Source organism: Kitasatospora sp. cg17-2 (assembly GCF_054031055.1).
On record NZ_CM132923.1, the window covers coordinates 9432299 to 9452345 of the forward strand.

General features: G+C 67.2%; 17 protein-coding genes. 9 read left to right on the forward strand and 8 right to left on the reverse strand.

Annotated features, from left to right (window positions below; genetic code table 11):
* Positions 1-214: 214 nt before the first annotated feature.
* The 4 genes from ACW14Y_RS39525 (at position 215) to ACW14Y_RS39540 (ending at position 3950) form a co-directional block, all read left to right on the forward strand.
* Positions 215-646 (forward strand): hypothetical protein, encoded by a 432-nt coding sequence (locus tag ACW14Y_RS39525; protein ID WP_380438373.1) that lies wholly within the window; start codon positions 215-217, stop codon positions 644-646.
* Between the two features lie 57 nt (positions 647-703).
* Positions 704-1624 carry a hypothetical protein gene (locus ACW14Y_RS39530; protein ID WP_380438371.1) on the forward strand — a complete coding sequence of 307 codons (921 nt, stop codon included), beginning with the start codon at positions 704-706 and terminating at the stop codon, positions 1622-1624.
* A 53-nt stretch (positions 1625-1677) separates the two neighbouring features.
* Positions 1678-2760, forward strand: coding sequence for a hypothetical protein (locus tag ACW14Y_RS39535; RefSeq protein WP_456985228.1), 1083 nt, complete (start codon positions 1678-1680; stop codon positions 2758-2760).
* Between the two features lie 188 nt (positions 2761-2948).
* Positions 2949-3950: a hypothetical protein gene (locus tag ACW14Y_RS39540; protein WP_380438367.1), complete on the forward strand. Its 1002-nt coding sequence runs from the start codon at positions 2949-2951 to the stop codon at positions 3948-3950.
* A gap of 216 nt (positions 3951-4166) precedes the next feature.
* Here ACW14Y_RS39540 and ACW14Y_RS39545 read toward each other — a convergent pair whose 3' ends face one another.
* From ACW14Y_RS39545 to ACW14Y_RS39555, 3 genes are all read right to left on the reverse strand, one after another.
* Positions 4167-4433: a hypothetical protein gene (locus ACW14Y_RS39545; protein ID WP_380438365.1), complete on the reverse strand. Its 267-nt coding sequence runs from the start codon at positions 4431-4433 to the stop codon at positions 4167-4169.
* 68 nt (positions 4434-4501) lie between these two features.
* Positions 4502-5512: a DUF4365 domain-containing protein gene (locus ACW14Y_RS39550; protein ID WP_456985229.1), complete on the reverse strand. Its 1011-nt coding sequence runs from the start codon at positions 5510-5512 to the stop codon at positions 4502-4504.
* Between the two features lie 74 nt (positions 5513-5586).
* Positions 5587-6517, reverse strand: a protein-coding gene (locus ACW14Y_RS39555; protein ID WP_456985230.1) for an IS5 family transposase whose coding sequence is annotated in 2 segments (ribosomal slippage) — positions 5587-6123 and positions 6125-6517 — 930 coding nt in all. Because the reading frame shifts where the segments join, the coding sequence is not laid out codon by codon here.
* A gap of 374 nt (positions 6518-6891) precedes the next feature.
* Here ACW14Y_RS39555 and ACW14Y_RS39560 point away from each other — a divergent pair.
* Positions 6892-8484: a hypothetical protein gene (locus ACW14Y_RS39560; RefSeq protein ID WP_456985231.1), complete on the forward strand. Its 1593-nt coding sequence runs from the start codon at positions 6892-6894 to the stop codon at positions 8482-8484.
* A gap of 54 nt (positions 8485-8538) precedes the next feature.
* Here the strand turns inward: ACW14Y_RS39560 and ACW14Y_RS39565 are convergent, their stop codons facing one another.
* A complete protein-coding gene (locus ACW14Y_RS39565; RefSeq protein WP_456985232.1) occupies positions 8539-8838 on the reverse strand; it encodes a hypothetical protein in 300 nt (99 codons plus the stop codon).
* A 14-nt stretch (positions 8839-8852) separates the two neighbouring features.
* Complete coding sequence (locus tag ACW14Y_RS39570; RefSeq protein WP_456985233.1) at positions 8853-14024, reverse strand: DUF6531 domain-containing protein; 5172 nt, start codon at positions 14022-14024, stop codon at positions 8853-8855.
* 815 nt (positions 14025-14839) lie between these two features.
* Here ACW14Y_RS39570 and ACW14Y_RS39575 point away from each other — a divergent pair.
* The 4 genes from ACW14Y_RS39575 to ACW14Y_RS39590 all read left to right on the forward strand — a co-directional run bounded on the left by ACW14Y_RS39575 (position 14840) and on the right by ACW14Y_RS39590 (position 17254).
* Positions 14840-15199, forward strand: a complete 360-nt coding sequence (locus tag ACW14Y_RS39575; RefSeq protein WP_456985234.1) for a hypothetical protein — start codon at positions 14840-14842, stop codon at positions 15197-15199.
* A gap of 89 nt (positions 15200-15288) precedes the next feature.
* Positions 15289-16149, forward strand: coding sequence for a peptidoglycan-binding protein (locus ACW14Y_RS39580; protein WP_456985235.1), 861 nt, complete (start codon positions 15289-15291; stop codon positions 16147-16149).
* A gap of 47 nt (positions 16150-16196) precedes the next feature.
* Entirely contained in the window at positions 16197-16451 is a 255-nt protein-coding gene (locus tag ACW14Y_RS39585) for a hypothetical protein (RefSeq protein ID WP_456985236.1), read from the forward strand.
* Positions 16452-16666: 215 nt separating this feature from the next.
* Positions 16667-17254: a hypothetical protein gene (locus tag ACW14Y_RS39590; RefSeq protein ID WP_456985237.1), complete on the forward strand. Its 588-nt coding sequence runs from the start codon at positions 16667-16669 to the stop codon at positions 17252-17254.
* A 15-nt stretch (positions 17255-17269) separates the two neighbouring features.
* On the opposite strand, the gene ACW14Y_RS39595 is transcribed toward ACW14Y_RS39590, so the two are convergent.
* From ACW14Y_RS39595 to ACW14Y_RS39605, 3 genes are all read right to left on the reverse strand, one after another.
* A protein-coding gene (locus tag ACW14Y_RS39595) for an IS5 family transposase (protein WP_456985238.1) occupies positions 17270-18201 on the reverse strand; the annotation gives its coding sequence in 2 pieces (ribosomal slippage) (positions 17270-17758 and positions 17761-18201; 930 coding nt in all).
* Between the two features lie 123 nt (positions 18202-18324).
* Entirely contained in the window at positions 18325-18888 is a 564-nt protein-coding gene (locus tag ACW14Y_RS39600) for a peptide deformylase (RefSeq protein ID WP_380438361.1), read from the reverse strand.
* Positions 18885-19853 carry a helix-turn-helix domain-containing protein gene (locus ACW14Y_RS39605; RefSeq protein WP_380438359.1) on the reverse strand — a complete coding sequence of 323 codons (969 nt, stop codon included), beginning with the start codon at positions 19851-19853 and terminating at the stop codon, positions 18885-18887. Before ACW14Y_RS39605 ends, ACW14Y_RS39600 begins: the two co-directional genes overlap by 4 nt.
* Between the last annotated feature and the right edge of the window lie 194 nt (positions 19854-20047).

Sequence of the window (20047 nt, forward strand, 5' to 3'; positions counted from 1 at the left end):
CCCGAGGAGTTCCAGCGACACTCCGCCGGCCTTTGCAGCTGGGACGGCTGAGGACCGGATGGTGAGCATCCTTATCGACGGGGTGTTGCGAGGTTCGACCGTGCCAGCTTCAGATCTCCCGGTGGTCTGCTTCAGCGAGCCCTCTGAGAAGGCTCGCCGGGTCATGCTCCGCACGGGCGTGAGCCAGCGTGGGCCCTACGAACCATGGGGGTTGGTGTTCGACCGCGAAGCGCTGATCAAGGCTGGTGTTCGGCCGGTTCTATACCTGTCCGACGAGGAGATGGCCCTCACCAGGGACCTGCCTGACAAGGTAAGGAATCGGAGAGTTCGCTACGAGCCTGGACGGGCCGACTGGCTGCACGAGCGAGAGTGGCGCTTGTGCTTCGAGACCGACGACAAGGCCGACCTCAACCTGGCCAAGGGCCTCGTGGTTGGCGTGATCGTTGGTGAACAGGGTTGGCTTCCGCCGGCTGCCAGGCGGCGGATGTCGATGAAGGGCGGCAAGATCTCGATTGAGGTCACGCGCTTCGCTGGAGCCGCTGACGGCTTGAAGCGCCTCTGGTGGAACGGCAAGAAGCTGGTCGAGGATGGCATCTTCGACATCGGCGAGCAGATGATGATCGATGCGGCATATGGCCAGCGGTAGGTTAGCGGGATCCAAACTGCTGATCAGCTCATCAGATTGACGCTAGCCTGTGGCGTCATGGACACCGAGCCGTACCTGCCGCGGTTGTTGCTGTGGCTGGCCGACGAACGCTCCCGTCGGCCGGGTGAGACCGCCCCGTCGGCTGGGTTTGCCGCTGGCGAGTCACTGCCCGAGACCGTGGTGGAAGACCTGGCCTGCACCCTGGAGTCGCGGGGCCATGTCGCGCTCAGCCCCAGCCTGGCCGCCACTGCCCCAGAGATGATGCTCACCGCAGCTGGTCTGGCCGAAGCCCGCCGCCTGCGCACCGTGCGGCACGACCCCAGTCAGCGCATCCGCTACGCCCACGACGCCATCGTGAGGTGGTTGTTCCCCCTCCGGCACGCGGGCCCTGTCAGCATCCAGGCCTTCCTGTCCAGCAATGGGTCCGTCTTCCTCGGTGACGCCCTGACCCGGGCCGAGATCGAGGAAGCCGTGGGGTACCTGGTGGCAAAGCGACTCGTCTTGGCCGGCGGCCAGGACCACTACGACGGTGGACTGGTGTCCATCGCGCTCACCGCAGACGGCATCGACTGCGCGACTTCTGGAGGATCAGTGACTGACCATCTCAGCCGCACCAACCCTGGTTCGACCATCAACATCACCAACAGCCAGGGCGTCGTGGTCGGCTCGAATAGCTTCACGCAGAACAACACCTTCGGCTTCAACCCTGCCGAAGTCGGCCAGCTCGCCTCCCTGGCCGACTTGGTGCGCCAGGTCGGGCCCACCCTGGGCGCGTCGGCTGAGCAGGAAGCTGAGCTGATCCACGATGCCGAGTTGCTCCACGATGAGGCCATCGCGGCCGCTCCCGACCAAGGCCGGCTCCGGGTGGCCACCGATCGCATGATCGCTGGTCTGAGGTCCGTCCCCCAAGTAACCGGTGGGCTGACCATGCTCATCAACACCGCGAACCAGGCGTACCAGGCAGTCTTCGGCGGATGATCGTCCCGTCAGGCACCGCGATGGCTCGTTCCGCACGATAAGGATCTTCGCTCATGAACGCCGCTCGCCTGCGCCTGGCCTTGCTGGAGTGGGCCGTCGACCGAACCGCCGCCGGCCATCCTAACGTTGACGTCCGCGCTTGGCCCACGCCTCCGGACGTGGCACCAGACCAGGTCTTCGAGGTTGTCCAGGAGTCAGCCGCAGCTGGCCTCGTCAACTGCGCTGCTGACCAGCACCAGCTGCGGCTGACTCCTAAAGGCATCGCACACATCCAGCAGGTGCGGGCGCGGCGCGGCGACCGACCGTTTCGGCGCAGCCAAGCTCGCAGCGCACTCCTGCAGTGGCTGTACGACCAGCCCGGCCAACGCGGTCTGAGCCTGCGCGGCTACTACGATCTGTCGTTCTTCCGCCGCGACGATCGGTCCCATCTCGATGGCGTCCAGCTCCGCGATCGCGAGATTCGGGACGCCTATGACGACCTCCGGGAGTGGGGACTGGCGCAGGAGGCCGGCTGGACGATCATTGGCATCACCTCCAGCATCCAGCACCCCAAGGCCACGGCTAACGGCAAGCTCTGCATCGAGCAATGGGGCGGTGACGTCGCCGCGTACATGGACTATCGGCAGGGAACGAGCGCGAAGACGATCTACAACATCAACCTCAACGACTCCACGGCCGTAATCGACAGCGAGGGCTTCACCCAAAACAATCAAACCCAGGCGGGTGCTTCCCCACAGGCATCCAGCGAGCAGGAACGGCTCTACACCCGGCTACTGGTGGACAACGACGCCACGATGTCGCCAGCAACCAAGGGGTACCCCTCGGACTGGGATGACGAAGCCCGCTCAGAGAGCTTCGCGACCGCAAAGCACCGGTCGAAGCTCATCGCTGAAGTAGAGGCGCTGGCGTCAGCGGCTGTTCACACGCTATGGCTCCAAGCGATCGACGCCGACCAGGAGGTCATCGACCTCAGCAGCAACCTCCCGTGGTCCCCCGAAGACGTCGCCCGGGAGATCGAGAGGTCCCCCCAGAGCAAGCGCCGCAAGCAGGCCCGGGACGCCCTTAGAGCACAGGCACGTCTCGAACTTGGACGCGACCCTCTCGTTGATCGAGCACGCCCAGACGACGCCCCTTAGCAGTTCATCGTGAGCCTCAGCTTCATGTTGGACGAGCCGCGCAGGTTACCCGTACCAGCGCAGATCTTCATGCCAAGCAACTCCCCTGACTAGCAAGGAAGTCCAGGCCGACGTGCCACATAGGCACCGGCCTGGACCGATCTGTAAATCCCCCAACTCGCTTCAGTGGTGCCCGGTACGATCCGGCCATGGCAACCAGGCAAGCAATGTCCTACCGCCAGGCCGTGCTTGCGATCATGCAGGAGGACATCAGAAGTCAAGCCGACGACGAGCGCCAGCACATTGGGCGCGCCATCGCCAGGATCGACGGACTCACCGAGGCCCAGCAGCTCCGCGTGCATGCCAGCTACATGCGCGCGTGGCGACGGAACCAGCGCCACTCAGCACCCCAACTGGCAAGGTGGCTGTTGAACCTCACCGCAGTCCTTTTTGCGGTTTGGATAACTGCCGATGTCATCCTGATCGTTGGCTTCGATGCTGAGTTCAGCGGCTGGGTCGGAACAACGTTCATCGTGACTGGTGCAGTCGCATTTCTGGTTGCGGCGGCCACCAAGATCACCCTCACTGTCGAGGACAGGTGGCACTTCGCCTCGCCGTCCGCCCATCGGTCAGACCTGGTCACTGATCAGCTGATTCATCTGCTGTCGCTACTCAACAGCGCAAGGGCCCATTGGCGCGATCCCCGGACAATCCGGCGGCTTCGCTACCAAATCCACCTGTCTGCCCGAAGGATCGCCCGGTCGCCGGTTCGACTGCGACGCACGCAGTGGGGTGAGCTTGAGTTGCGCCGAGCAATCCGCCAGGAGCAAGCCCAGGTAGCTGCTGTCCTGCGACTTCACGCCGACCGTCTCGCAGTCATCGGCACCCAGGGCGAGTACGTCCAGATCTGCTCATCGGTGACGGAGGGGTTGCTCGCAGCCGTCGACGACGACTGGGACGGGCTGACGGCGAACGCGCCCGAAGTCACCCTCGCGTCTCGGCTCAAGCGGGCATCGGCCCGTTTGGGAGGCCCACTGCTGCTGGTGACTGCAGCCTTGACACTGCCACTCATCCCGGAGTTCCACGACTCGCGCACCACGATCTACAGCTCGCTCCTTCCGCTGGCTGTGCTGATGGCGCTCCGCGCACCCGAGGCGGTGGCCAACACGATTCGCGGAGCAATCGACAAGGCATCGGCTGCACGCGAGTAACAAACCGCCCGCGGTCGCCCGGCGCGGCTCCGACCCTGCACAACCTGCTTGAAGCATGCCTGTAGTGCGGGGCCTGCAAGGCCCGCACTCTCAACGTCCACGCAACGCGTGGTCTTGTCAGTGCGTCCAGGACGTTCCGCTGCCGCGGTACTCCTCGACGGGAATCGGGTGGACCCCTGGCGCATCTGGTCCGCTTAGAGCAGACCGTCCAGGTAGTCAATCTCGCGGGCAATGAGCCGGGCCAGCCCGAACTCGTAGGTCACGGTGGTGATGACCGTCCAACGTGGTGGCAGTGACATCCATGGTCAGCCCCTCAAACGCGTCTTCACCACCGTCCGCGGCCAGCTCACCGCTGAGCGCCTCCATCTCGACCGGGCCATCCTCAAGGTCGAAGTGCTGGCGGTCCACGATGCGCACCAGGTCGTCGTCGTTCACCACGTGCGTGCCGGTCAGGTCCGAAAACCGGATGATCTTCTGGCCCATTTCTACCTCTCGTGCCGGCTGCGGCCAGGCGAGAGCTTACGTTGGGTGGTCGGTACGAGCTGCCCGGTTCATCCTGCGCCTTGATGCCCAGCCAACTCCTGCGCTCGCCTCTTGCGTTCCTTCGCGTAGCCGATGAAGAAGACTAAGAGGGCCTTGTGACCGATAGACGGGGCAAAGACGCCGAGCACGATCCACGTGGTGCCCCACCAGCCGTGGCCATCGCCCGGATCGAAGGCTGGGACCCATAGAAAGTTGGTGGCGAACAGGGACAACCATTGGCCGAGTTGCTTTGGGAAGCGGCCAGCACGGAACTCGAAGTAGATGGTCAGCGCCGCGTACGCGATGAACATGTAGACATTGACGACCCAGAGTATGGGACTCATGTGGGAGTTCATCTCGACGAACTTAATCTGGCGTGGCCACTCCCAGACCATGATCATGGCGAGAACCATTAGCGGAAGTGCTCGCCTGATGTCGCGCATCACGGTGTCGATCTTCTGCTCGTGTCGCAGCGCAATGTCCCCAAGTCCCTCGTACATGGGGTTCGGCGCCGTTGCCGGGTCCAGGCCTCGGCGGGCACGAGCCGCACCGGCGAAGCCCTCCTCCTGAGTTGAGCTGCGCACCCGCATACCGGCGTTGTCGACATACGCCTCGACTTCGGCGATGAAGCCGCGGATCGTGTCGTGGGACAGCTGCGAGCTCAGCGGGATCTGGACCCAGGACGGTGGCTCGGAGGCGGCCCGTAGCTCCTTGGTGAGGTTGACCCAGAAGATCGCGTCCGTATCCGGGTCGTAGACGAAGCCCATCACCGGAATCCGGCTCTGCCGCCAGTCCTCAAAGTGCTCTTCGATGGGGATGGCGTAGCCGTGGGCGCGCTTGTACTTCTTGCCGCTCTTCACCTGCACGGCGAAGTAGTGGCCCGTCCGGCGGCCGGCTCGCGTCACGTTGATGAAGAGATCTTCACCGTGGTCGTTACCGCCATCGATCTCTTGCACGATGTGCTCGTGATCTTCAAGCAGCGTGCGGACGGCGTTGACACCCGCCCGTTCGATGCGACGGCTGGGGCGAACCTTTGCCACGGCGTTCCTCCTCGCGCTCGGCCAGATGGACGATAGCGACCGCCACCGACAGTGGCTAGGTTCCGTCCGGGCGATCATGTGCGGAGCCAGATGACGAGGGCTGCTGCGGTGACGGTGCCGAGGTAGACGTATCCGCGTTTGTCGTATCGGGTGGCGACGGCTCTGGCGTGCTTGAGCTTGTTGATGGCCCGTTCGACGGTGTTGCGTTTCCTGTACCGCTCCTCGTCGAAGCCCGGCGGTCGCCCGCCGCGTGAGCCTTTGCGCAGGCGGACGGCCCAGCTGTCGGTCTTCTCCGGGATGGTGTGCCGGATGCCGCGCCTGCGCAGGTAGTCGCGGCATGGCCCGTTGCTGTAGCCCTTGTCGGCGGCAAGGCTGTCGGGCCTCTTGCGAGGCCTGCCCGGACCGCTCCGCGGGACACGGATCTTCTCCAGCACGGGTTCGAACTGCGTGCAGTCCGCCCGCTGTCCCGCGGTGATGACCAGGGACAGCGGGCGGCAGCGGCCGTCCGCGCTCAGGTGGACCTTGGTGGTGAACCCGCCCCGCGAGCGGCCCAGGCCCTCGCCTCCGCCACCACCTCCGCCAGGCGGGCGACGAGGCTCTGCCACGGCGTCTCGACCTGGTGTTCCCCCGGCCCAGCCCCTTTGAATCAAGGGCTGGTGGCAGATCGGTACGGGCACCGGCCGCGTGCTGGTGGGCCCGGACGATGGTGGAGTCGACCGAGATGTCCCAGTCGATGTCGCCGGCCTCGTCCGCTTCCGCCTGGACCCGCTGGAGCAGACGCTCCCAGGTCCCGTCTGCCGACCACAGCCGATGGCGCTCGTAGACCGTCTTCCACGGCCCGAACCGCTCGGGCAGGTCACGCCAGTGCACATCGGTCCGTACCCGGTGCAGAATCCCGTCGATCACCTGCCGATGGTCCCGCCACCGACCGCAACGCCTGTTGCTGACCGGCAGGAACGGCCGCAGCCGTTCCCACTCGGCATCTGTGAGATCTCCCCGCCCCATGCCCGGACCAACGAGCAAGGCAGGCGATAGTCACATGATCGACCGGACAAGTCCTAGCCCACTCCAGCGTCGACGACGGCGCACTCAAGGTCACCTCGAACGGCCGGCTGCGCGCCGTCATCGGCCAGCAGCCCGACGGCACCACCGCCCTCAACATCGTCAACGGCCCCACCCCGCCCGCGCCCGCCGCACCGACCGCGACACCGACCCTCGGTGGCGTCCGTGTCGGCTGGAACGGCAAGTTCGCCGACGGTGCGCCGAGCCCCCTCGACTTCTCCCGCGTCGAGGTCCACGCCGCGACCGCCGCCTCGTTCACCCCGTCGCCCGCCACCCTCGTCACCACCATCGAGACCCCGCAGGGCGGCACCGCCACCGTGCCGACCAGCACCCCCGTCTGGGTCATCCTGGTGACGCGCTCGACATCGGGGAAGGCATCCAAGCCGTCGCCGACCGCGGTCGCCGGACCTGCCCCGGTCGTCGCCCAGGAGGTTCTGGCCGGCATCGTCGGGGAGCTCCAGCTCGCCGACGACGCCGTGACCGCCGCCAAGGTCGCGGTTGGCGCGATCGACGCGGCAGCCATCGCCGACGCCGCGGTGACCGCCACCAAGCTTGGCCAGGCCGCCGTCACCGCCGGGAAGCTCGCCAACGACGCGGTCACGCCGGGCACCATTGCCGCCGACGCCATCACCGCACGCGAGATCACCACCGGAGCGATCACCGCCGCCGAACTCGCCGCTGGGGCCGTCAACACGGCGAGCCTCGCCGCCGGCGCCGTCACCGCCGGGCAGATCGCCGCCAACTCGGTCACTGCCGCCAAGATCGCCGCGAACGCGGTCACCGCCGGGAAGATCGCTGCTGACGCGGTGGCCGCCGGAACCATCGCCGCCGGCGCGATCACCGGCCGCGAGATCAAGGCCCTGGCCATCACGGCCGACAAGCTCGCCGTGAACAGCATCACCGCAGACAAGATCGCGGTCGGCGCGATCACCACCACACTGCTGGCCGCCGACGCCATCGACGGCAAGACCATCAAGGGCGTCACCATCACCGGCGGCATCCTCCAGACCGGGCAGACCGGCCGCCGCGTCATGCTCGCCCCGACCGACCCCGTCGACAGCAGCCCGGCACCGTCCGCTCTCCTGTACTCCGGCGCCGACGTGGAGAAGCAGCCCGCCCGGCTCACCGCAGAGGTCCGCACCACCCCCGACGGCTCCGTCCCCATGACCCGCCTGACCGGCCCCCAGCTCACCACGGACGGCACCCAGACCCCGAGGCTGTGGCTCAGCTCCGGCAGCCCCGGCAGCGCCTACCCGGCCCGCGGCAGCTACTCCCTGAGCGTGGCCGGCGAGTACGGGATGGCTGGTGAAGCCGTCATCGTCGGGAACGCCGGAGACAAGAACAAAGCCGCGTCGATCGAGCTGAGCGTGCGACGCAGCACCGGCGGATACAAGACCGCCCTCACCCACCTGGACCCGGACGGCTGGTTCGTCCAGCTCGCCGACCAGGTCGCCGCGCTGTACCTGAGCAGCGCCGGTCTCACCGTCAGGGCGCTGCTCGGCGAGGTGCTGCTCCAGACCGGCACGGGCCTCCGGCTCCAAGGCGGCAATATCGACGTCGGCAGCGGCCTCGTGAAGAACGGCGCCGCGTGGACACCGATCACTCTCAAGCGCGGCTGCTCACAGCTTGGCGGCTGGCAGTCCGTCACGGTGAAGAAGCGGCCCGACGGGATGGTTGCCCTGCGCGGCATCATGTCGGTTCCGGCAGATGTGACCGACAACGTGATCGGCACTATCGACGATCCCAACCTCCGCCCGAAGATCGGCGAGATCTTCCCTGTCGCAACCCCGGAGAACGTCGGTGCCAACCTCTACGTACAGCCCAACGGCGATCTGGAAATATGGAATGCCACGGGCCCGATCGGCGGCTGGCTATCGTTTGGAGCTATCGAGTGGGACAGCACTGATTAGATCGAAGAGAGATCTGGCGTGGCGCCCGCGCGAAGCGGGCGCCACGCCAAGGCGTTATTCGTCGTCGCCGACGACTGCGGCCTTCAATTGTGAAGCGAGGCTCTCGGCGATTCCCATCACCTTGTCGGTGAACACTCCGGAGATATCAATCCTTCCGACCCCCCAGGAGAACGAGATGACTTCTCCCGAAATAGTGTAGACCGGCTGGCGCCCGATACCACTCGAGACGAAATAGCCTTCCTGGAACAATTCAGGGTGGGCATCTGCCATCATCTCCCATTCTCTTCTTTCAATGGGAAACTGTTCGCTCTCCGGCCAGTTCTCCGCACGCGTGATATGAAAGTCGTAGCTCACTTTTCCCCCTTGCATCATCCCCTGGATGCGCCGAATACTAGCACCACACCCTTGGTTTGCGCGTATTCGACCGCCCTGGTCATCTGCTCGATTTGAATTTCGGTCAGTGGAACGTTCGCATTGGTGATGACATAGACGACGCGATGCTTGATTTGATCCTGGTTGACACCTCCGTTGTACGACGGGCGATCATCGCGCTCGTATCGTGCGGCTTCGTCGACAACCCCTTTCAGGCGCGTCAAAAATACCCCGGGATTGTTGATGCTCTTCAGGCTGGTGTCCATCGACTTCAGACTGATGGCGATGCCGCTGTCGGGTTCAAAATGATCCCAGGTCCTCGATCCTGCCGGGAGGTTGTCAAATCCCATCTTGTCCTCGAAGGCGAGTCCCTTGTCTCGCGAGGAGAGCGACCAGAGGTTGTGCTCGACAATCTCGGTGACCTTGCCGAGGTTTTGGACGTCCGGGCCGTTCTTCTTCGCTATGGTACGCCGCGCCCAGACATCGAGGGCTCCGATGGCGACCTGGGCGGCGAGATTGTCGGCGTCTTTCTCGACCTCGTCCGCGACCTTGTTGCAGCCGAACTCTCGGAGTTTGGCTGCGGCGACGTACATCGCGTAGGCGGGGCGGACGGGGAAGTACTTGTCAACGAAAGCGCCGACGCCGCCGTTGCGTCCGGTAACGGCGTTGAACAAGTCGCCAACTACTTCGAACGGAGCCTTGGCGCCTTGGCCGAGCCATTTGGCGATGTTTCCGGGGGTGATCTCGTCGTCGCTGTCCTCGGGGGACATGCCGCTGGGGTCGGTGTAGAGCGTGGGTGCGCCGGCGGCGTAGGTGTAGGAGGAGACGGACGGTGCGCCAGCGGGGGTGGTGAGGGGGTCCTGGGCGGTGAAGCGGCCGAGGGAGGGGTCGTACTCGCGGGCGCGCAGGTGCTGCTTGCCGGGGAGGGAGGGGTCGTTGTACTGGCCGGTGAAGCCGAAGGGCGAGCTGGGGGCGCCGGTGGTGAGGGTGGTGGTGGTGGCGCGTCCGTAGGGGTCGTAGGCGGTGCGGCTCTGCGGGGTTCCGTTGGCGCTGGTGAGGTCGGTGACGGAGCCGAGCCAGTCGTGGTGTGCGTAGAAGGCGCCGGCTGTCGTGTGCTGGCTCTGGGGGAGGCCGAGGGGGTCGTAGGTGTGGTCGCCGATCAGCTGACCAGTGGCGTCGGTCTCGGTCGCGATCTGCGGCAGGGGGTTGTTGATGTCCCAGGTGAGGTTTCGGCCCGGGGTGCCAGCGCCGGTGGTCGTGGTGCGGTTGCCGAAGGGGTCGTAGGTGAAGGTCTGGGTGCTCTTGCCGGTGGCGGTGGTGAGGCGTCCGGCTGCGTCGTAGGTGTAGGTGAGGGTGCCGGTGTCGTAGATGGACTTGGCGGTGTCGGTGGTCCAGATCCGCTTGCCGGTGCTGGTGTAGACGGCGAGGTCGCCGTCGTCCTGGAGCGAGGCGCGGGCGCCGGGGTTGGCACCGGTGTTGCTGGTCCAGAGTGTGGCGTGGTTGGTGTCCTGGACGACGAGGTTGCCGTCGGACTGGAGGGTGGCGGTGGCGCCGGGGTGTCCTGCGGTGTTGGAGGTCCACAGGGGCTGGTTGGTGGCGATGGAGGAGAGGACGAGGTTGCCGTCGCTCTGCATGGCCAGGCGCACCGTGTTGGAGGTGATGGTGGCGCCGGAGGCGATGGGGGTTCCGGCGGTGAGGTTCTTGGTGCCGGCGGGGGTGGTGACGGTGGTGTTGTTGCCGTTGGCGTCGTAGCCGTAGGTGGTGGTGGCCGCCGGGGCGGTGGTCTTGGTGAGCTGGTCGGCGGCGTCGTAGGTGTTGGTGGTGGTGCCGGTGGGGTCGGTCTGGGTCAGGCGGTTGCCGACCTTGTCGTAGGTGTAGGTCAGGGCGCCGGCGGTGCAGCCGGTCGCGGTGGTGGACAGGGGGCAGCCGGAGAGGAGGCGGCCGGCTTTGTCGTAGGTGTAGTTCTGGGCGCCCGGGGTCATCCCCACGCGGTTGGTGTCGATCTTGGTGGGTTGGCCGGCGGCGTCGCGGGTGAGCTGCCAGGAGGAGAGCGTTGTGGCGCCCTTCGCGTTGGTGATGCTCTTGAGGCGGCCCGGAGCGTCGTAGGTGCGGGTCTCGGTGTGGCCGTTGCTCGCGGGCAGTGCGGTGGTGGCCAGGCGTCCGGCGGGGTCGTAGGTGTACGTGGTGGTGGCGGTGCCGGTGGTCTGCGCGGTCCTGCGGCCGTCGCCGTCGTACGTGTAGGTGGTCGTGCGGCCGTCGGGGTACGTGCGGCCGGTGATGTTGCCGGCCGTGTCGTAGGCGTAGGCGAATCCGGTGGTCTCGTCCCCCTTGGTCACGGAGGTCAGGTGGCCTGCCGGGTCGTATGCGAGGCGGCGCACGTCGGTTCCGCTGCTGACGGAGACCAGCCGGTTCTCCACGTCGTAGGCGGTCTCGACCGTCGGTGTGCCGTCGGAGAAGGTGGTCCGCATCGGCAGGCCGCGAGGGTCGTAGGTCGATTCGGTCGTGACGCCCCGCGCGTCGATCGTCTTCGCGCGGCGGCCTTCCTCGTCGTACCAGGTACGGGTGGTGCGGCTGAGGGGGTCGGTGACGCTGCTGACGCGGTGGAGCTGGTCGTAGGTGTAGGTGGTGGTTCGGCCGTTGGCGTCGGTGCGTTTGGTGCGCTCGCCGGCTGTGTTCCAGGTGTTGGTGGTGACCGCTCCGGTCGGGTCGGTGACGGAGGTGACCCTGCCCGCAGCGTCGTACGCGGTGGTGGTGACGCGGCCGAGCGGGTCGGTGACGGAGGTCGGGCGCCCGAGCGGGTCGTAGCCGGTGGTGAGGGTGTTGCCGAGCGGGTCCTTGACCGTGGTCGGGTTCCCGGCCGGGTCGTAGGTGAACGTGGTGGTGTAGTCGCTTACGTAGGCTCCGCTGACATTGCCGCGGGGGTCGACGATGCTGGTCGGCCGCTGGTCGAGGTCGTAGCCCCAGGTGGTCCGGTTGCCTTCGGGTGTCGTGCGGTCGGTCAGGTTGCTGTCGGCGTCATAGCTGTTCCGTGTGGTTTTTCCACGTGCGTCGGTGCGGCTGGTGGGGCGCCCGAGGGCGTCGTAGTCGATCGTGCTGGTCGCGTTGTTGGGATCGGTGGTGGTGATGACCTGACCGGTGGCGTTGTAGGTCATCGAGGTCGTGTAGCCGCTCTGGGTGGTGACGGTGAGCGGGCGGTTCACGGCGTCGTAGGTCGTGCTGGAGCCGCCGCCGGCCTGGTTGCTCATCCCGGTGGGATTGCCGTTGGCGTCGTAGCTGTAGATCCAGGTGTAGAAGCGTTCGAACGGATGCTCCGGAGAGGTGTTGCCCCGTGCGGTGACGGTTTTGACGTGCCGGTTGTTCTTGTCGTAGGCGAAGGTGGTCTCGTTGCCGAGCGCGTCCTTGACGGAGGTCAGGTTGCCGGCCGGGTCGTAGGCGCTGGTGGTGGTGCTGCCGCCGGCGTCGGTGACACGAGTACGGTTTCCGGCCGGGTCGTAGCCGTAGACGGTGGTGGCGCCGAGAGGGTCTTTGACAGTGGTCAGGTTGCCCGCGTCGTCGTAGGTGTAGGTGGTGGTGCCGACGACCGGTTCGGTCATGGAGGTGAGGAGGCCGCCCGGGTCGTAGGTGTAGGTGGTGGTGTAAGTGGCGGCGGTGGCGCCGGGGGTGTTGCCGCGGGGGTCGGTCTTGGAGGTGACGCGGCCGGCCGTGTCGTAGCCGAACGTCGTCTTCTCCCACATCGATGTGGTGACCGAGGTCCGGTTGGCGGCGGTGTCGTAGCCGTAGGTGGTGGTTGCGCCGCGCGGGGTGGTGACGGTGGCGAGGGCACCGAGCGGTGTGTAGGTCCAGTTGGTCATCCCGCGGAGGGCGTTGGTTGTATCGAGGAGTTGGTTGGCGGTGTTGTACGTGTAGGTGGTGGTGTTGTTCCGGCCGTCCTTGTGGGTGGCGACGTTGTTGTTGCCGTCGTAGGTCCAGGTCTCGGTGACGGAGACGGGGGCCGGGGCGGTGCCGGTGAGGACGTTGCCGTTGGCGTCGTGGGTGAACGTCCAGGTGTTGCCGTTGGGGTCGGTGACCGATGTGCGGTTGAACGACGTGTCGTAGGTGTAGCGGGTGGTCTTCCCGTAGGGGTCGGACTGCCAGCTGACCACGCCGCCGTTGTAGGCCAGGGTCCAGATCCCGCCGTCCGGGTGCGTGACGTAGGTGGTGCTCTGTGCGTCGTCGTAGCCGAAGGTCGTCGTGCCGCCCAGTGCGTCGACCTGTTGGGCGACGCGGCCGTTGCCGTCGTAGGTGTTGGTGGTGACGACGTGGCCGAGCGGGTCGGTGACGGTGGTCAGTAGGCCGCTGGTGGCGTCGTAGCCGTAGGTGGTGGTCTTTCCCCGCAGGTCCGTGACGCCGGTGAGACGGTCACCGGTGTACTGGTAGGCGACGGTGCGCTCACCGGGCAGGGTGACCGTGGTGAGGAGGGTACCCGTGTAGCCGAGGGTGACGGTGTGGCCGGCGGCGTCCGTGATCCCTGTCAGCCTGCTGTCGGTGTAGGCCATGGACAGTCCGATGCCGGCGGCGTCGCGCATGGCGGTGAGCCGCCCGCCGGCGTCGAAGAGCAGTTGGCGCTGCTCGGGCGTCGTCAACTGGTAGCCGTCTGCGGTCTTCTGCAGCTTCGAGTGGACGTACGGCCGGGTGGGGTTGAGGGAACCGTCGGCCTGGACCGCGTAGTCGGTCTGCGAGCCGTCCTCGGCACGGAAGCTCACCACGGACTGGCCGACGACGAGCGACGCCGAGTACGGGAAGGCCCAGCCCCGGCCGAGCACTCCGGTGGCCTGTGAGGAGGAGGAGTAGCTGCGGGTCAGATCGAACGACTGGCCCGGGGCCGGCACGGTGGCGTCGGTGATGGCCTCGCCGAACGCGCCCGTCGAGGTGTTGACCGGGTCGCCGCAGTACTTCACCAGGTTCAGCACGATGCCCGTGCTGGCGGGCGAGCCGGGGCAGGCCAACGACACGTTGGCCGGGACACCCAGGATCGGTGCGGGTGCCGCCGCTTCGGAGACGAGCCTGTCGGTGCTGCCGTCCGCGAAGTAGTACTGGACGGCCACGTAGTAGTTGACGTTCCGCTGGATGTTCGAGACCCACGAACACCAGCTGTTGGACTCGTACTCGCGCCACTGGTCGGCGCCCACCAGGGCATTGTCGGAAGCCCGGTAGAACACGAGGTAAACGTTGGCCCGACTGTCGGCCCGAAGCTCCGCCGGCGTGTTCGGGTTGAAGTCCCATGTCGCACACCAGGAAAGCCCGGTGTTCCCACTCTGGTAGTTGTCCGTGTAGTAGTGGAGATTGGCTATGTAGGGGTGGCCCGTCGGCCAGTCGGCCGCAGCCGCCGGCGGAGCCTGCGGGGCGGACTTCACCAGCGGCCGGTCCGTTCCACCAGGGCTCAGCGACCGCAACTCGGCCTCGGTCAGGCTCCGAAAGCCCGGGGTACCGGGACCCGCCATCCGCTTCACTGCAGGAACAGGCGCATCTCCCGCTGGCGCTGGCCTGTCCAGCTTCGACGCCTGCGCCCGCTTCTCCTCCATCGACAACGGTGCAGGTGCAGGGGCCGCCTTCCACGGCACTCCGCGGGGTGCCGTCACGCCCGGACCGCCGTTGTCGGGTTGGGCCCAGGCGGGAGGCGTGATGGAGAGGGAGAGGAGGACCAATAAGAGCGTGCGAACAACCAGCCTCTGGAGTTGCTCTCTTGCCATGTCATTACCTTTCACGTCGCGACGCGCCGGAGTGACGCCAAGGCAATGGTTGTCAGTGCACAGCTAGCCATGGTGGCGATGCGAAGCTATTGGCGCGAACTGGCGTACGGCTGGCTTATGTCCGCTACTGCAATGACGAAATGTATATTGACCCGTTCTGCCTGAATGATTCCGCCTCAACAGGGCCGGTTGGGGACGGCGGTCCTTCCTCGTAGGATGGTCTTCGGCGCGGGGAACGCCCTTTCGGAGTTTCAGTGAGTGTCCCGCCGACCGCAGAGCCCACGCTGTGGGAGCTCCAGCGCGCCATCCTCCAGATCCGCGAGGACCAGCGTGACGGCATCGCCGGGCTCCGCGAGAACCTACGCGCTGACCTCCAGGTCCTGGCCGGCCGGATCGAGCAGGCCGTGACCAAGGACGTCTACCTGTCCGATCAGCGCCTGACCGAGCAGCGGCTCGGTGTCCTCGAACGCGACCTCGCAGCCGAGGTCAGGGCCCGGGCGGCAGCCGAGGATTCGGCGGCGGCCGCGAGGCGCTGGCTGATCGGCGCGTTCGTGGCTCCGCTGGTCGTCGCGGCGGTGCAGCTGTGGATGCTGTCGAAGGGCGGCCACCCGTAGAACTGCGGCCTTCCCCAGGCCGTGAGCCCGGGCAGGCCGCCGAGCACGACCCATCAAATTGGTGCGCGGGGGAGAAACGCGAACCAACCATGGCAACACCTCTGTCCGCCGACGCCTTCCTCAACGCCCTCCGAAACGAGGGGATCTCCGTGAACGAGATCGGCGGCTGGCGCAACCACAACCGCAACAGCAAGGGGGCGTGGGGCCCCGTTCACGGCATCGTTATCCACCACACCGCGACGACCGGCACCGACGCCTCCGTGCAGATCTGCCACGATGGCTACGCCGGACTTCCCGGCCCGCTGTGCCACGGCGTGATCGCCCGCGACGGCGGTGTGCACCTCGTCGGCTACGGCCGGACCAACCATGCCGGGGCGGGCGACGGCGACGTGCTCGCCGCGGTCATCGCCGAGCGGAACCTGCCCTCCCCCGACCAGGCCAACACCGACGGCAACAGCAGGTTCTACGGCTTCGAATGCGTCAACACCGGTACCGGAGCGGAGGATTGGCCGGACGCCCAGGTTGAGGCGATGGTGCGTGCCGCTGCCGCGGTGTGCCGCGCGCACGGCTGGACCGAGCGGTCCGTCATCGGCCACAAGGAGTGGCAGACAGCCAAGCCGGACCCGCGCGGTATCGACATGGGCGAGTTCCGGGCCCGGGTCGCTTCCCGCCTGGGCAGCCGTCCTGCCCCGCAGCCGCAGCCGTCCGGGCCGCCGGCGTACCCGGGCCGGGACGCCTTCGGGCCGGGCCGCTCGAACAGCAGCATCCTCGCCCTCGGCCAGCAACTGGTGCGCCGAGGCTTCGGCGGGGCGTACAAGGTCGGGCCGTCCCAGTCGTGGGGCGAAGCCGACCGGCAGAACGTGGCCAGCTTCCAGCGCGCCCAGGCCTGGGGCGGATCGGACGCCGATGGCCTGCCGGGCCCGGAGACCTGGCGCCGCCTGTGGTCCTGAACTCTGCCCCCGCCCCCGCCCCCACCCCCGCCTGTCCGAGGATTTCCGTGAACCTCTACCTCTCCCTGCTGCGCACCGCCGTCCCCGCGCTGGTCGGCTGGCTGGTTGCCCTCGCCGCCCGGTACGGCCTCGACCTCGACCCGGCCGCCCTGGCCGGTGTCGTCGCGCCGGTGGCGAGTTTCGTCTACTACGCGGTGTTCCGCTTCGCCGAGGTGCACGTGTCGCCGGCGTGGGGCTGGCTGCTCGGCTACGCCCGTCCCCCGCTGTATCCGGGCGGCAGGGCCGTACTGCCGTCGTCGTGAGCCGTACCCGGGCCCGCGCCGCCCACGAGTAACCCGCCCCGAGGGGCGTGCCGAAAGGGGTTGCAAGTTCGCGCGGGTCCGGGAAACGACCAGGCCCCCCATCCCTAGGGATGGGGGGCCTGACCTCTTGGATCACCCACTGTAGCAGCGGATCCGGCACATGGTGTTTCCGACTCCGGCGAGTAATCTCAATACTCACGGAGCGAGGAGAGAGTATGGCGGGAAGAAGTACGGCCCCCCTGGTGCTGGTCGGGTCGCAGGAGTTCGCCGCGGTCTACGGGGTGCCGGCGCGCAACACGGCGCAGTGGATCCAGCGAGGCCTTTTGGACTACCAGGAGGCGGTGATCGTATCGGGACGGGCGTACTGGCCGATCGGTGCTGCGGTCGAGTTCGGGGAGAGCGCCGAGCGTCCGCGGACGCCGGACATGGCGTTCGTGGAGGGCCTGGTCGCTGAGCAGGCGCCGGGTCGGAGTGTGAAGGCGGCGCTTGCGGTCCGGGCGAAGGACCTGCCGCCGATCGTCGGCATCCGGGAGATCCTGGAGCTGACGGGCGAGGACTCGACGAAGAGCAAGCTTGTGTCGGACGCCGTGACCAAGGGTGTGTTCACCGAGCCGGACTGGCGGTTGTCGGGCTCGCCGCTGTGGCTGCTGCCCAACGCCCTCACCGGCCTGGACCGGATGCGGGAGCGGCCGAAGTCGCGGCCCTTGGTCGTGATTCCGGAGGTTCTGGCGGCTCTGGAGACCGGTACGTACGACGGTCCGGGTTCGCAGGTCCTGACGCGGGGGCAGCGGGCGGACGGCTAGGTTCCGTCCGGGCGATCATGTGCGGAGCCAGATGACGAGGGCTGCTGCGGTGACGGTGCCGAGGTAGACGTATCCGCGTTTGTCGTATCGGGTGGCGACGGCTCTGGCGTGCTTGAGCTTGTTGATGGCCCGTTCGACGGTGTTGCGTTTCCTGTACCGCTCCTCGTCGAAGCCCGGCGGTCGCCCGCCGCGTGAGCCTTTGCGCAGGCGGACGGCCCAGCTGTCGGTCTTCTCCGGGATGGTGTGCCGGATGCCGCGCCTGCGCAGGTAGTCGCGGCATGGCCCGTTGCTGTAGCCCTTGTCGGCGGCAAGGCTGTCGGGCCTCTTGCGAGGCCTGCCCGGACCGCTCCGCGGGACACGGATCTTCTCCAGCACGGGTTCGAACTGCGTGCAGTCCGCCCGCTGTCCCGCGGTGATGACCAGGGACAGCGGGCGGCAGCGGCCGTCCGCGCTCAGGTGGACCTTGGTGGTGAACCCGCCCCGCGAGCGGCCCAGGCCCTCGCCTCCGCCACCACCTCCGCCAGGCGGGCGACGAGGCTCTGCCACGGCGTCTCGACCTGGTGTTCCCCCGGCCCAGCCCCCTTTGAATCAAGGGCTGGTGGCAGATCGGTACGGGCACCGGCCGCGTGCTGGTGGGCCCGGACGATGGTGGAGTCGACCGAGATGTCCCAGTCGATGTCGTCGGCCTCGTCCGCTTCCGCCTGGACCCGCTGGAGCAGACGCTCCCAGGTCCCGTCTGCCGACCACAGCCGATGGCGCTCGTAGACCGTCTTCCACGGCCCGAACCGCTCGGGCAGGTCACGCCAGTGCACACCGGTCCGTACCCGGTGCAGAATCCCGTCGATCACCTGCCGATGGTCCCGCCACCGACCGCAACGCCTGTTGCTGACCGGCAGGAACGGCCGCAGCCGTTCCCACTCGGCATCTGTGAGATCTCCCCGCCCCATGCCCGGACCAACGAGCAAGGCAGGCGATAGTCACATGATCGACCGGACAAGTCCTAGGCGGTCACGCGAGTGATCAGGTCAGGGCATCGTCCAGGTACGCCTGCACCGACTCGAACAGCCCCGTCAGTACTTCCAGGACATCCCGGTGCCGCGGTACTCCTCGACGGGGATCGGGTGAACGCCGGAGCGCATGCGGTCGGTGTAGAGCAGGCCATCCAGGTGATCGATCTCGTGGGCGATGAGCCGGGCCAGGCCGAACTCGTAGGTCATGGTGGTGACGACGCCGTCCAGGGGGGTGGCAGTAACGTCCATCCGCAGCGGCCGGGGCACCATGCCGCGCACGTCGAAGAAGCTGAGGCAGCCCTCGTACTGCTCATCCGTCTCGTCAGAGACAGCCGTCACCCTGGGGTTGAGCAGGATGATCGGGTCGGCGCCGGCAGTTGGCGGCAGCACGATGGCGGCGGCCCGCGGGATGCCGATCTGCGGGGCGGCGATGCCCATGCCCTTGGCGAAGGAATGGACGCGGCCAATCCGGTCAATGGCCCCGAACAGCTCGTCGATGACAGCCTGAGCAGCCGCGGCATCGGTCGGCAGGTCGAATGGCTCGGCTGGCCGGCTGAGGATGGGGGTGCCCTGCTGAATGACACCGAGGGACTGCATCTGCTGGCTGGGCCGCACCAGGGTCACCTGATCTCCTTGGTCTGCTGCGGGGTGGGGGCGGCGCGGAAGCGCCATTCGAGGCGGTAGCGGGCGTGCAGCGGCGGGTCGTCGGTGGCCCAGGCGAAGTGCCGGCGCTCACCATCATCGCGGCGGCCGACGGCGGTGCGCAGCGGGGCGGCTTCGGCCGTCATCGAGGTCTCGGTGCCCCACACCACCGGATCGAGGGCGGCGGGAAAGTCCAGCCGGACAACCAAGTGTTCCGTGGGCAGGCGGACGGCCCGCTGGAACCAGTGGCCCCACTTGTCAGCGCCGACGCTGTAGGCGTACTCGATCCACGTGGCCTCACCCGGGTAGAGCGGGAAGCGGCCGTGCTCGTTCTCGAACAAGAGCCAGACCTCCTTGAAGGCGTCGCGGTCGTGCTTGGCCTGCCAGCGCATGTCCTCACCCTGGCACGAGGCGGCTAGTGCCAACTCATCCCAGGTCAACGGATGTTCACGATAGTGGGCGTTGGACCGCTCTGGCTCGCCGGGGTAGCGGTCGACGGCGATGCGGATCAAGTACCGGGTGATGGGCTCGCTGCCGGTGTTCCGCAGCCTCCGACGCATCGTCAACCGGTAGGTCGAACCGTCGTACTGGAGGCCCGCTTCGTCGTGCTCCACCACCAGGGCGGAGCCGGAGGCATAGGGCTGCTCGGAACGCCGCGGTGCGGGCGGGGTGGCCCCAGGGCGGCTGCGGGTGCGGGCGGCCTCATAGTCCAGCCAGCGCCGCCAGATGGCTTTGCCGGCGTTGAGGATGCCGTCGGCCAGGCGAGCGAACTCCTCGGTCGGCTTGTGACGACCCGACTCGATGTGGCTGACGTACGACGGATCGAAGCCCATCTTCCCGGCCAGACCGCGCTTCGACAGGCTGCGGACTTCTCGCCAGTGGGCGACTTCGGCCGCGAAGGCCTCCATGGCCTGCTCGACCGCTGCCTGGCTGGCCTGCGTCTCCATCCGCCCCGCCCCCAGTGAGTGATGAATGAACCGTGAGTGACCTTAGTTCACCATCCCGTCACCGTCCTGCCTGCGGCTGTCATTACCTCAAGCGGCCACGAGCTTCCAGCATCCGAGCCGCACACCCGGTACCCCCCGAGAGCCCAAGACCCGCCCCGCGTCAGGCGGGGCCGGACCCGAATTGGAGCTTGCAG